15 protein-coding genes and 1 pseudogene are annotated in these 13349 nt (G+C 38.2%); 11 read left to right on the forward strand and 5 right to left on the reverse strand.

The genetic code is table 11. From position 1 onward, the window contains the following. Positions 1-74 precede the first annotated feature (74 nt). Positions 75-803 carry a hypothetical protein gene (locus CJZ72_RS09845; protein ID WP_081134435.1) on the forward strand — a complete coding sequence of 243 codons (729 nt, stop codon included), beginning with the start codon at positions 75-77 and terminating at the stop codon, positions 801-803. A 139-nt stretch (positions 804-942) separates the two neighbouring features. Here CJZ72_RS09845 and CJZ72_RS09850 read toward each other — a convergent pair whose 3' ends face one another. Next, positions 943-1188, reverse strand: coding sequence for a hypothetical protein (locus CJZ72_RS09850; RefSeq protein WP_081134434.1), 246 nt, complete (start codon positions 1186-1188; stop codon positions 943-945). Between the two features lie 20 nt (positions 1189-1208). Then, positions 1209-2060 carry an aldo/keto reductase gene (locus tag CJZ72_RS09855; RefSeq protein ID WP_081134433.1) on the reverse strand — a complete coding sequence of 284 codons (852 nt, stop codon included), beginning with the start codon at positions 2058-2060 and terminating at the stop codon, positions 1209-1211. 170 nt (positions 2061-2230) lie between these two features. Here CJZ72_RS09855 and CJZ72_RS09860 point away from each other — a divergent pair, with 170 nt between their 5' ends. Beyond that, the gene (locus tag CJZ72_RS09860; RefSeq protein WP_081134432.1) at positions 2231-3235 is read left to right on the forward strand and encodes a nucleoid-associated protein; all 1005 of its coding nucleotides are present in this window, start codon (positions 2231-2233) and stop codon (positions 3233-3235) included. Between the two features lie 106 nt (positions 3236-3341). Here CJZ72_RS09860 and CJZ72_RS09865 read toward each other — a convergent pair whose 3' ends face one another. Further along, positions 3342-3686 (reverse strand): YxeA family protein, encoded by a 345-nt coding sequence (locus tag CJZ72_RS09865; RefSeq protein WP_005878641.1) that lies wholly within the window; start codon positions 3684-3686, stop codon positions 3342-3344. Positions 3687-3884: 198 nt separating this feature from the next. Between CJZ72_RS09865 and CJZ72_RS09870 the strand changes: the two genes are divergently transcribed. The 9 genes and pseudogenes from CJZ72_RS09870 to CJZ72_RS09905 all read left to right on the forward strand — a co-directional run bounded on the left by CJZ72_RS09870 (position 3885) and on the right by CJZ72_RS09905 (position 9736). After that, a complete protein-coding gene (locus CJZ72_RS09870) occupies positions 3885-4238 on the forward strand; it encodes a PadR family transcriptional regulator (RefSeq protein ID WP_081134431.1) in 354 nt (117 codons plus the stop codon). Then, positions 4235-4582 (forward strand): DUF1048 domain-containing protein, encoded by a 348-nt coding sequence (locus CJZ72_RS09875; protein ID WP_053108919.1) that lies wholly within the window; start codon positions 4235-4237, stop codon positions 4580-4582. The genes CJZ72_RS09870 and CJZ72_RS09875 overlap by 4 nt, the downstream gene beginning before the upstream one ends. A 10-nt stretch (positions 4583-4592) precedes the next feature. Next, positions 4593-4901, forward strand: a complete 309-nt coding sequence (locus tag CJZ72_RS09880) for a DUF1048 domain-containing protein (protein ID WP_005878635.1) — start codon at positions 4593-4595, stop codon at positions 4899-4901. Between the two features lie 179 nt (positions 4902-5080). Then, a pseudogene (locus CJZ72_RS15120) lies at positions 5081-5200 on the forward strand (DUF3788 family protein); the annotation flags it as partial. A 148-nt stretch (positions 5201-5348) separates the two neighbouring features. Next, on the forward strand, positions 5349-5729 hold the full coding sequence (locus CJZ72_RS09885) for a VOC family protein (RefSeq protein ID WP_081134430.1): 381 nt from the start codon (positions 5349-5351) through the stop codon (positions 5727-5729). 73 nt (positions 5730-5802) lie between these two features. Further along, positions 5803-6207, forward strand: coding sequence for a GNAT family N-acetyltransferase (locus CJZ72_RS09890; protein WP_081134429.1), 405 nt, complete (start codon positions 5803-5805; stop codon positions 6205-6207). A gap of 364 nt (positions 6208-6571) precedes the next feature. Next, complete coding sequence (gene tuf, locus CJZ72_RS09895) at positions 6572-7759, forward strand: elongation factor Tu (RefSeq protein ID WP_005878630.1); 1188 nt, start codon at positions 6572-6574, stop codon at positions 7757-7759. 272 nt (positions 7760-8031) lie between these two features. Then, positions 8032-8943, forward strand: a complete 912-nt coding sequence (locus CJZ72_RS09900; protein WP_081134428.1) for an ABC transporter ATP-binding protein — start codon at positions 8032-8034, stop codon at positions 8941-8943. 1 nt (position 8944) lies between these two features. Beyond that, positions 8945-9736 (forward strand): ABC transporter permease, encoded by a 792-nt coding sequence (locus tag CJZ72_RS09905; protein WP_081134427.1) that lies wholly within the window; start codon positions 8945-8947, stop codon positions 9734-9736. 238 nt (positions 9737-9974) lie between these two features. Here the strand turns inward: CJZ72_RS09905 and mprF are convergent, their stop codons facing one another. Together mprF and CJZ72_RS09915 are read right to left on the reverse strand one after the other, a co-directional pair. Further along, positions 9975-12563: a bifunctional lysylphosphatidylglycerol flippase/synthetase MprF gene (mprF, locus tag CJZ72_RS09910; RefSeq protein ID WP_081134426.1), complete on the reverse strand. Its 2589-nt coding sequence runs from the start codon at positions 12561-12563 to the stop codon at positions 9975-9977. A gap of 22 nt (positions 12564-12585) precedes the next feature. Beyond that, complete coding sequence (locus tag CJZ72_RS09915) at positions 12586-13302, reverse strand: alpha/beta fold hydrolase (RefSeq protein ID WP_005878622.1); 717 nt, start codon at positions 13300-13302, stop codon at positions 12586-12588. Between the last annotated feature and the right edge of the window lie 47 nt (positions 13303-13349).

The raw sequence follows: 13349 nt of genomic DNA on the forward strand, positions 1-13349 counted from the left end.
TTTTTTGGTATAATCCTTTTCATTTGTCTTTTTTTTTCTTATAATCGTAAAGGTATGAGCGAAGGAGAGAACATATGAAGAAAAAACAAAAGCAAAAATTACTCAATCAATTCCGTCCTTCTTTAGACGGCATCAGAAGTCAATTGTTCCATTCTTTGGAAGAGGAAAGCTTACGACGTTACGGACTACCTTTACAAGTGATGCTTGATCCTAAAAATCGACAAATATTGACTATTGGGTTAGCAGGACAATCAAACGAAGATACACGTATCAATGTACCTATCGATGATAATTTTACTACTGTGTTAAAACGTATTCGTTCAGGTGAAAAGGATATTTTTGATCGCTTCCGCGACAACTTATTGATCGAAATCGTTTCTTACTGGAACGATCAACGTCTTAAAAATGATGAGCCAACTGCTCAAACCGTTTCTACACCAGTAAGCGATACGACTGTCGAAGAAACGAACACGGCCAAAATGGAAGAACCAGTGAAAGAAGCAGAAGACAAACCAACAGCGGAATCAACTGAAAAAGAACGCTCAACAAACACTACCGCTTTGACTTTTGCTGATTTTTCAAGTGAAGTAGCTGAATATCCAAAATTCTATACAGAAAAAACAGAGCAATCCGTAGTGATTTATGAAAAAGCAGCGGATGAACCTCGCAAACTAGCTGAGATATCTATGACAGCTGAAAATGAGTTTACGATCGAAAAAGCGTTAGAACGTAAATATAAAGTGAAATTGACTTTGATTCCACTGATCGAACAATTTGCGGCAACAGCCATCAATGATCGCTAAGCAATGAATGAAGGTAAAATAAAATGAGGTGCCTTGAAGGAGTAGCGCATATTGCGAACTTCTTCAAGGCACCTTTTATTCTTTTTTAAAGAAAGAATGAGACAAAAGTGTTTCTTACTTTTGTCCCACTCTCACATCATTATTCTCTTGGGATCAAAGCGAATTGTTCAAGGTCAGGGGAATAAATCACTTTATGACCTTGCCAAGTCTTGACCATCAAAGAATGATCGAATCTATTTTTAACTTCTGCTAATTTTTGTTCATAAGTAGCATTCCTCAATGGAAAATGCTGGATTTTGTCTGGTGTGACCAAAAAAACAAAATCAGGATGAAACGTTTGTGTGATTTCTTCAGGAAGAGAGTCTAAACGTTCGATTGGGTCCATAGCTATCCAACTTCCTTAACTTAGAATTGAGCAGTATCTGGATCTTTTGCTTTTCCAACTACGCCGTCCAATTGATCGATTTGTTTCATTTCTTCTTCGGACAATTCAAAATCAAATAGCTCAGTATTTTCTTTGATACGGCTAGGTGTTACTGATTTAGGCAATGGTAAAAAGCCGTGTTGTAAAGACCAGCGAAGAGAAACTTGAGCAATGCTCTTGTCATGTGATTTTGCAATTTCTTGCATTTCAGGAACATCGAAAATTTTCCCAGTTCCTAGTGGGCTGTAAGCCTCTAAGATCATATCGTGTTTTTTAGCATAATCCACGACTTCAGGTTGTAATTCTCCTGGAGCAAGGAAGATCTGATTGACCATTGGCATTACTTTTGCTGTTTTAGCCAAAGTGTCTAAATGGTGAGGTAAGAAGTTGCTGACACCAATCGCTTTGATTTTACCAGCTTCATATAATTCTTCAAATGCACGCCATGTTTCTGCATTTGCTTCTTCCCAATTGTCGCGAAATGCAACGGGATTAGGCCAGTGGATCAAGAATAGATCAACATAGTCTGTTTGCAATTTTTTCAAGGATTCTTCAAAGGAAGACATCACTAAGTCATAGCTGTGATTTGCATTCCACAATTTTGTAGTAAGAAAAATTTCTTCTCTAGGAATGCCGCTTTCTTTTATTGCTTGTCCTACACTTTCCTCATTTTTATAGCCTTGTGCAGTATCGATGTGACGATACCCTGCTGCTAATGCTTCTTTTACTGATGCAACGGCAACATCTCCATCTGGTGTTTGCCATGTGCCAAAACCAACGACTGGGATCTTATAGCCGTTTGCTAAACGATACGTACTTGTTAATGAATCCATACTCTCAACTCCTTAATTTTTATTTCCTCTTTAATTCTAGCTCATTTTCCCCAAAAAAGAATCCATTTTGTTTCTTCTTTTTTTATTTTAGTAAAATCAATAAAAAAATGTTTTTCATTCTAGTATTTTGCCGGTAAATTACGTAAACTAAATCAGAAGGGAATGAGAGAATGGATATCTATTTAAAAAAAGCAATTTTGCATATTATTGATCGCGAAACTGGTTCTCCAGTTTTTTCTCAAAAAGAATTGGATTTGACAAAAGATTTTACCCGAGATTTTTTACAAAAGAAAATCCAAAAAATTTCTTCTGCACAAACAAAGACCGGCCAGTTGACACAAGAAAGTATAATCGGCACACATTTAAAAAACTGTGAAGAAAATTTTGTTGAAGCGAGTGAATTGATTGTACAGCGGTGGTTTGACGTCTATCAAGAAAGTGAAGAGGCACCAAGCGCGGATGTTTTTGTTGTCTTGTACGAGATGGATACCGTCATGTATTTAGCTTTGTTAAAAGTAAATTACCGAGAATCATATACTCACTATGTCGAAGCAGATGAAACAGGAATCGATAATCGTTTGATTTTGAATAGGGCGATCCTTGGTTCAAAATCACAGAAAGCGGATGAAGCACTTGCTGTGAACTTAACTGACTTGACGTATGAATTGATCGAAAAGAAATATGAATTCTCTGGGAAAAAAGAACTTTACTTTTCTGGAAGAGTGATCGAGAGTGTTCCCGCTCCCTCATTAGAAGAAAACGTCAAGGTTATCCAAAAGGTTGCCAAGAGTCTAGGTAAAAAATTTGAAACGGAAGAGTTTGATATCATGGCAGATTTGAAGGAAGCCGTCTATGATACGATCGAAGAAAAGGGCAGATTAGATCATGAAATGATTGCCGAAAAGGTGTTCAAAGAAAACATCACAGCAAAATTGGCATTCCAAGAAGAAGTACAGGAACAAGGTTTTGTTCCAGAAGCACCACCTGTTAAAGAAGTACAAGAAATATCCGAGAAAAAATTTGGAAAACAAAAATTTAAACTATCAAATGGAATCGAATTGATTGTTCCTGTCGATGTTTACCGCAATCCTGATTTGATCGAATTCGTGAATAATCCAGATGGAACGATTTCAGTCATGATCAAAAATGTCGATGAAGTTTTAAATCGTTTATAGGACACGATAGGACACGACTGAACGATTCAAAAAGTCGGTTAGATTTTCAACAAATAAGCCTGAACACTGCGGAAATGATTATTTTCGTAGTGTTCAGGCTATTTTATTATTCTAACTGTTGCGCAGCAGCTTTTGGAATCTCATTGACCTTTACTTCTTCCCAATTCAAAACGCCTTTTCTCTCGTTCACTTCTAATTTGAGATATGCGTTCATCTTCAATGGTCTTTCTCTTAGTTCTTTAAAAGAGACTTCTTTTTCTTGACCTTCTTCATTATAAGCCGGTTGTTTATACGTATAGTACGTGTTTTTTCGGTCGCCCTCTGTATGTCTTTCGCCATTTGTCGTGATCTTTGTATAATAGGTTTCTCCCATGTAGTAATAACGATAAGTAGCAAAACTACCGCCTAAAAAAATCGCAACTACAATGAGCGCGCCAAGCCATTTTTTCATCATCCATTTCACCTCAATCTTATTATTCAATAAAATAGTCGATTCGTCTATTGAATCAATTGGAATGTAAAACTTTATAAAGAAAAATTAAATCTTCTACTTTTTAATACTAGGTAGTTGATTCTTTTTGATGATGTTGTTATGATACTCCAGTACTAAGTGCTACAAAGTATTTTTACACATAGAAGGTGACAGAAGTTGAAAGGGATGACCGAGTTATTAAAAGGCTCATTAGAAGGTATCGTCCTGCAAATCATCAAGAACAAGCAGGAAACATATGGGTATGAGATCACGAATGAGCTAGTGGCTACTGGCTTTTCAGAAATCGTGGAAGGAACAGTGTATACTGTTTTATTGCGATTGGAAAAGAAGGGGTTAGTAACGACTGAAAAGAGAAAATCAGAACTTGGTCCAGCACGGAAGTTTTATCAGTTGAATGATAAGGGTGATAGATATCTAGAAGAATTTTGGGAAAAATGGCGTTTCTTAGTCTCTCAATTGGCAAAAGTAAAGGCAAATGAAGCAAGTGAAGAAAGAAGAGATGAAAAATGAAATTTTATGACAAAATCACAGGTAATGATATTAGAAGAGCGTATCAGGAATTTGATGTGCGTTCAGATAAACTGCCGCTAGATTATCAGATAGCATGGAAAGAGATCCAAAGTAGTTTGTGGGACTATTCGAATTTTTCCGGTAGGAACCTAGTCCCTATTTTGGATGGGATTCTGGGACTACTAGAAGAATCTGCACTGGATGGAATCCCAATCGATCAAATCATTGATGGGGATGCGAAGAAATTCAGTGCAGCGGTCGCAGGAGTTGAAGGTGCAGAAAATTACCGCGATAAATGGCGGAAGCAATTAAACGAATCCGTAGCTAAAAAACTGAAGAATTGAGGGATAAACTATGGGAATCCAACAAATGATCGATGAAAAAAAAGAGTGGCGTGTCCACATGATCCGTGTCAAGAGTTTACCGAAAGACTATCAAATCGTTTATAAAGAGATCCAAAAATATTTTTTTAAAGTAGCACCGATTGGTGTGACTGAAAAGGATGGTGTGCTTTCTGAATTAGTAGAGTTGTTCGAAGAAGGGGCACAAAGCGGGAAAACAGTTCTCGATATCACAGGAGAAGACGTCGCTTTATTTGCAGATCAACTAATTGAAGGAAAACCAACATTGATCGAAAATCGTCAAATGAAACAAGCACATTAGATAGAGTGATAATTCGTGTAACTTTTGTATTACATCAGTAGATAAGAAGAAGCTGAGACAAAAGTTGTTCAGGTTTGAGAAATTGGAGAAAAAAACGAACAATACGCTTTTTGTATTGCTCATTTTTTTTTGAAATTTCCGAAAAGACTGACTTTTGGACGCCATTTATTTGAGAGAGGCTGGGACAGAAGTGTTTAACTCCGAGAAATAAGAAGAAATGAACGAAAATTGCTGTTCAAATTTTTGTGAATTTCGGCTTATTTCCGAAGGAGTTGCTTCTGCTCCCGCCGTTTATTCGAGCGTCTGTAGCAAACCTGATTTTTAGATTTGTTCCACATTCTTGTTCATTTTAGTTTATCATAGAAAAATAGAAGATGACGCTTTATGTGAATTATCAAGCGTGGTATAAATAATTATCTAGATTTAAAATACAAAGGAGTGGAATTGATGCATATCGAGCATATTGCGATTTGGACAAAGGATTTAGAAAAAATGAGAGCGTTTTACGAGGGCTATTTTGGCACAAAAAGTTCAGAAAAATATACCAATCCCAAAACGAGATTCCAATCTTATTTTTTAAGTTTTCCTACTGGTGGCAGAATCGAATTGATCACCAAACCATTTTTATCTGATCGATCAGTAGATACATTAGGCTATGCGCATCTTGCATTAGCAGTCGGAACAAAAGAAGATGTGGATTCATTTGCGGAACGATTCATCGCTGATGGCTATCCACTACTAAGTGGTCCAAGAACGACGGGAGATGGTTATTATGAGGCAGTGATCCAAGATCCAGAGGGAAATTTTATTGAGCTTACAGCTGATTGAGAGTTCAAAAGTCGTTGAAGGGTTTTCGCTAAGCACAAGAAATAATGCTATGTATGATGAAGGAGGTGTAGTTATGCATTTTCATGAACAAAAATGTATCGATGAACAATCATTACTAGAACTTTATGGCTCTGTTGGCTGGACGGCATATACAACAGATAGCAAACAACTAACGAAGGCGGTGGAGCAGTCACTTAAGGTCATCACAGTTTGGCAAGAGAAAGAATTGATTGGACTGATCCGCAGTGTGGGGGATGGTGAAACAATTCTTTACATTCAAGACTTGTTGGTACACCCTGCCTATCAAAAGCAAGGCATTGGGACAGAACTGATGAAGCAGATGGTAGAAGCTTATCCAGATGTGAGGCAAAAAGTATTACTGGCAGAAAATGACCCTGTGATAAAAAGATTCTATGAAAAAAATGGGTTCCATCTAGCAGAGCAACAAGGAGTAGCTTGCTTTTATAAAGAATATTAAAAAGAATATCAGTATTCAGTTGATTCCAACGAACCGATCAGTGTGTGTTTGTTACAAGCAGATTTGGTGATCACGAAATACCCCTTACTTTTTCAAGTGATCATTGATGAATGGCAAGGTTATTTTTAAAAGACTTAATTGCCGAAATTTCAACGGTTGTGTATGTGCGCTCTTCAAATACCGAACTGTTCAACAAGGCGAGTGTTCTTAGTTGACTTTGACCAAGTTTGACGTATAATAGGGTTTGTTCAATACTTACAAAAAGTAAGGCGGACATAATCTTTTTTATTTAAGCTAAAAAGGACTATAATGAACAAGTGAGAGCGAAAATCGAGCTCTAAAACATTTAGGAGGTTTGTTAATTATGGCAAAAGAACATTATGATAGAAGTAAACCACACGTAAACATTGGGACTATTGGTCACGTCGACCATGGTAAAACCACTTTGACTGCTGCAATCACTACAGTATTAGGTAAAAAAGGCTTAGCAAATCCTCAAGACTATGCTAGTATCGATGCGGCACCTGAAGAACGTGAACGTGGGATTACAATCAATACTGCGCACGTAGAATATGAAACTGAAAAACGTCACTATGCACACATCGATGCACCAGGACATGCGGACTATGTGAAAAACATGATCACAGGTGCTGCTCAAATGGACGGAGCCATTCTAGTTGTATCTGCAACAGATGGACCAATGCCACAAACACGTGAACATATTTTATTGTCACGTCAAGTAGGTGTTAAATATTTGATCGTCTTCTTGAACAAAATCGACTTAGTAGATGATGAAGAATTGATTGATCTTGTCGAAATGGAAGTTCGTGAATTATTAAGCGAATATGGTTTCCCAGGTGACGATACACCAGTCATCAAAGGTTCAGCATTAAAAGCTTTACAAGGAGATCCTGATGCAGAAGCAGCTATCATGGAATTGATGGATACTGTTGATGAATATATCCCAACACCAGAACGTGATACAGACAAACCATTATTGTTACCAGTGGAAGATGTCTTCTCAATCACAGGTCGTGGGACTGTTGCTTCAGGTCGTATCGATCGTGGTGCAGTTCGTGTAGGTGATGAAATCGAAATCGTCGGTATCAAACCTGAAACACAAAAAGCTGTTGTAACTGGGGTCGAAATGTTCCGCAAAACATTAGACTATGGTGAAGCAGGAGATAACGTTGGGGTATTGTTACGTGGTATCCAACGTGAAGATATCGAACGTGGACAAGTAATCGCAAAACCAGGTTCAATCACACCACATACAAAATTCAAAGCAGAAGTGTACGTATTGACAAAAGAAGAAGGTGGACGTCATACACCATTCTTCAATAATTATCGTCCACAATTCTACTTCCGTACAACTGACGTAACTGGAACAATCGTTTTACCTGAAGGCACTGAAATGGTTATGCCTGGAGATAACGTAACGATCGACGTTGAATTGATCCATCCAGTTGCCATCGAAAACGGAACAACTTTCTCTATTCGTGAAGGTGGCCGTACAGTAGGTTCAGGTATCGTAACAGAAATCGAAGCCTAATTTGCTCATTAAAGAGAATCTATTTAAATAAAAGACTGCAGACAAAGAAAAAATTCTTTGATCTGCAGTTTTTTTGTTATAATAAAAGATAACGTTTGCTTTTTACGAAGTAGTTCTACGAACATCCAGTTCTGTTCAAGATGCGCAGATCAAGATTGTCGTTTACAACTTGATCCAGGTGTATCCAGTCAGAGTGAATAGTTTTATAGAAAAAGCAATGATGAACGTAGGGATGCGGTGGAACTCAAAATGGTTGTAGGAGGAAAGAAACGATGAAAGCAGTTTTGCTTGAGAATGTATCAAAAGTATTTCCTGATAAAAATAAAGCGATAGACAATATAACGATTAGCATTGAACCAGGAGAAGTGTTTGGATTCTTAGGTCCGAATGGTGCGGGGAAAACTACCACTGTGAAGATACTCAATGGTATGCTTCAACTATCAGGAGGGCAGTGCCGGGTATTCGATATCGATCCTATGGAAAATCCTGAAAAAGTACATGCGTTGGCCGGTGTAGTCACAGAGCATGCACAAATGTACGATAACTTGTCAGGTATTGAGAATCTTATGTTTTATGGAGCAGCATTCGGTATAAATAAGAGTGAGAGTTTCAAGCGTGCTACTGCACTTTTGGAAAGACTGAATCTAACTGAAGCAAAAGATCGCAAGCTAGGGTCTTATTCTACTGGGATGAGACAAAGACTTTCTCTTGCGCGTGCAATGATTCATCAACCTAAAATTTTGTTTCTAGATGAACCTACTTCTGGGTTAGACCCTGAAAGTGCCCAAAGCGTCAATCACATGATTCGAAAATTGGCCCAAGAAGAAGGGATGACGATTTTTTTATGTACACATCAATTGCGTTATGCTCAGGAGATTTGTACTTCTTATGGTTTGATCGACAAGGGAGCACTACTTGCAATAGGCACACTTGAACAGCTTCGTACAAAGATCCATTCTGGTATGACGGTAAAAATCGAGACGAATTATATGCCGGATAGTGTGTCTTATCGAAAAATCGAACAAGGGATGTTTGAAGTTGACGTTCAGACAGAAAAAGAAATCCCTTCACTTGTGAAGCAGATCGTGGAGGCAGGTGGGGATATTTACCATGTTTCTGCCGAGCAGCCAACGTTGGAAGATATCTATTTCAGCTTGATCGAAAAACGAAAGGGGAACGAGTAAAATGTTGCATACTATGCAGTGGGCCATCATCAAAAAAGATTTGCAAAGTATCACGACCAACAAACAGGTATTTGTTACCATATTGATGGTTCCTTTGGCATTGACGATTGTTCTACCCACTATTTTTATTATGATGGTCCATTTTGTCCCATTAGATTCTCTCAATTTACAAGCACTATTAGAGATGATCCCACGGACAGGTGCGGATCAGGATGTCAAACAGAGTTTGATCAAGCTATTGATGAATAATATCATGCCTGTGTTCTTTTTGATGATACCCATCATGGCTTCGTCTGTTATGGCGGCAAGCTCATTCGTGGGAGAAAAGGAAAAGCAGACCTTGGAAACATTGCTTTACTGTCCTCTTCCACTAAAAAAAATTTTCCAATCAAAAATAGCGGCAGCATTTCTATTAAGTATGATCGTTTCCTTTACTTCTTTTTTTGCCATGATGATCGTGACGCAAGTTGAAATACTTGTTTTGATGGGTACCATGTTCTTACCTAGTATAAGTTGGCTAGTCATTCTGTTATTGGCGTCACCTGCAATATCTTTTATCGCGATTACGATTACTGTACGCGGATCTGCAAAAGCGCAGACTGTAGAAGAAGCACAGCAGCGCGCTGTTTTTCTTATTTTACCTATCTTGCTTTTTATCATTGGGCAGTTTATGGGAATCATGCTTGTAAACACTTGGATCACATTAGGATTGAGTATTGCTTTGATCCTCCTTGCTTGGTTGCTTGTACGAGGAGTTACGAGGAAGTTAAGCTATGAAACATTATTGAAGTAGAAGCATCTTTCGAGGAGAGTAGTCCAATCAAGAATGAAACTAGAAGTGACGATTAGGATCAAAAGAACATATTTTGCGGAGTGAAATGGAGGAATACGAAATAGACAAAAGCAGCAGTTATCTTCTTAGTAAGAAGATAACTGCTGCTTTTGATTTACCGTTTCCGATGAAAGATGGCAAGTATTTGCAAGATAGGATTCTTGAGAAACAATACTTTTAAGATTTCTTTTTATTCGCATTAGCGTCTGCGAAACCATTTCTTTAATCCGAATAATCGGTTTTTTGGAGTTTCTACAGGCGCATTATCGATGATCAATAATGCGATCATGACATAGGTGATCCAACTATCTCTTGAGTAAAGCGTATAGCGTGGAATCCAGTTGGTTGCATATTTATCTTTGTATTCACGTAACCCATGGAATGAGTAGAAGTGAGAACCGAATTCATAGACAAGATAAGCGATTCGCTCTTGAATGAAACTCTTTCTCGAAGTTCCCACATTTGCTAAAGGTGCCATTCCCAAATTAAAGTACTCGATCTGTTCTTCTTTCATATACTCGAAGAGATGTAAGAAGAGAAAATCCATACTTCCAGATGGTGCTCGGTCTAGATCGTAACGCATCAAATCGATCGTGCCGATTCTATTATCTGTATAGGTAGGCATAATGGAGGCGAAAGCAACCATTTCTCCTTCTGGACTATTCACAATAGCAATCGGTGCTCGTTGCAAGTAATCTTCTGAAAAGAATCCTAAGGAAAAACCTTTTTCTTTTCGCGTACCTAACCAACTATCAGAAATTTTCTTCAAGTCAGCCATTTGACTAGCTGAAAAGGGTGGTTGGATGACTTCAAAGGTAAATCCTTCACGTTCGATTCGGTTTAAGATTGCCCGAGATCCCTTCATTTTTTTGCCGGAAGTAGTGAAATCGGCTAATTTTACGTGCGCTTCTTCGCCCATTTTAATGAAGTCGTACCCAAATTCATGAAGGATCATCACGATCTCTTCACTTGTCTCATAGAAAACTGGGAGGTAGCACAAACGGTCTGTTTCTTCGATAAATGCCTCGATTGCTTCAGCAAAATCTTCTTTTTTCCCAGAAGGATCACCCATCACGATACATTTATTGTTATAGCAAGCAAATTGCAGTAAGACAGTTGGCTGCCCATCTTTTTCATAAATGAACATCCGCTTGTCTTTTAAGAAAATCAGTTGACTATCTGAATTTCCGCCAAAAGAATGTAATACTGACAATGCTCGTTCCTCGTTAAATGGTTCGCCGATCTGTTGTTTCTTGCCTTGTAAAAAATGAACGAGGAGAATGATGATGAAACTTACAGCGATAATTGCAAGTAATCCAGAGAACCAAATCTTTTCAGAAGGGAAAAGGAAAAACGAGATAAAGTGATGCTTCCGATGGGGGAATTCCGGCATGTTGTATACCCCGATAATAATGTAAAGAAGGGATAAAGTGCCGGTGATCAGACCATCTACTGTCAGCCATTCCCAAGAATAGATGATTTGTTCCCGAAATAGTTCATTTTTGGAAGCAACGATGATCAACAATAGGATCGTTAGAAAAACAACTGCTGTTAGGCTAAGATCTGTGATACCAACGTAGATCAGTGAAAGGAGGATCAAGCCAATCGTTGGCCAGTAGGCTCTTTTTACGCGAGCTGCCATTGCTCTTCCCATGACTACAAATAAAAAGCCTAATAAGATACTTGGAAATTGAATGATCAAGTGCAACCTCAAAGGATTCAAGCTGTGCAACCAGCGAAACTCAGTAAAAGCTTGTGGGATCGTTGCAGAGAGAACCAACATGATGCCTGAAAAATATAAAAGGACAACAACGATTTTATGCGCGATTTCTGTCGCTAATTGCCTTGGGATACCTGAGTAACGTTTATCAAAAGTTGAGCCGATATTTTTAAAGAAAAAGACGATCCCAATCAAGAACGGGATAATATAATAAAAGACCCGATAAAGTAAGATCCAAACAACGACAGTTTCCTTAGGTACGCCAATCGCGGATAAGCCGATGATCATCATGACGTCAAAACTACCGATTTCACCGGGTATCATGGAGACGATCCCAATAACCGAAGCGGCAATAAACAGAGGAATCGTTTGCCAAAGATCGATCCTGATTTCCATCAAATAGCCTACTGCTAGGAAACTAAATAATACCCCTGACCATTCAAGAAAAGATACGAGCAATAATTGACCTTGTGTTTTTAAGGAAAGCCCGCCGACATAACCTTCTTTTTTCAGCGTAGTGACAATGAACACGATCGGGAAATACAATCCTCCGCCAATCAACCAGATCCAGTATTGTTTAAGGAATGGAGCGACAGGACTGAATAAGACCATGAAAAAGGAAATCAGACTGTAAACCGAAAGACCAGCCATCAAGAAAAGAAAGATCTTAGAGAGGGCTTGCATCAGCTGTTTACTTTCTTTTTTGTGGCCATAAAGTTCAGAACGCAAGCCGATACTGACGAATCCGCCAAATCCTGCGATATTGTTGATGGTATTGATCAGCCAGCTTGTCTCAAATAAATATTGCGGTTTTTGCTTTTGTCCAAGCAGTCGATTTAAAATAAGATCATAACCAATCATAGGAAGTACCGCGACTAAGCCGATGAGCAGCATCAATCCGGTTTTCCAAAGAGGAATGGTGGCGAATGTCTCTGCTAACTGGTCAACAGATAATGTCTTTCCAATTGAAATTAGTTCACTAACGATAATTACGATGACTGAAATCAAAAATATCATTTTAAAGAGACCTAAATGGTTTTTGATCCACTGCACGGTCTGTTTTATCAAAAAAATCACCTACTATTCTTTATTATTCAGCTAAAAATTCTAGTACTTCTTGATTAAATCGTTCTGGATCTTTTCTAGCGAGTTGATGCCCCTGCTCTTTTACAAGAACGAAGGAAGCATTTGGGATCGTTTTGGCTAAGTAAAGTGAATGCTTTAATTTGATCACATCTTTTTTCCCAACAATGATCAATGTCTTCGATTTGATTTTTTCCAAATCTGCTGTAGAAAGTCCCACATCTTGCAATAATAGATTTATTACTAGTAGATTCCTTCTAAGCGTTGGACGAAAGATCGATAGCAGCCAAACCCATGCATAATGCAAGTAACTAGCTATTCTTGCAGAAAAAAGAACACCTTCTACTAGAGTATTTCCTGAATTTAAAATCAGCCGATGCACTTTTTCAGGATAACAACTTGAAAATACTAAAGCGAGGTTTGCACCATCGCTAAATCCTAAAATGTTTGCCTTTGTGATCCCTTCTAACAACATGATGGTATAAAGATCTTCAGCCATTAAACGGAAGCTCAAGGTATTTGCATTGTTCGTTGATCGACCGTGTCCGCGACTATCGATCAGATATACTGTATAAAACTGTTTAAAAACAGGTACTTGTTCTGAAAAAAAGCGGCCACTGCCGTCATTACCATGAAGTAAGAAAAGCGGAAATCCTTTACCGCATTTTTCGTAATAAATCTCACTACCATCAGCCATTTTTGCATATTTCTTTTCATTTTCCACATAATCACCTACTGGTTAAATTATAACGACTTTTCTTTGATAAGGAC

Source organism: Enterococcus durans (genome assembly GCF_002277935.1).
GTDB classification, from domain to species: Bacteria; Bacillota; Bacilli; order Lactobacillales; family Enterococcaceae; genus Enterococcus_B; species Enterococcus_B durans.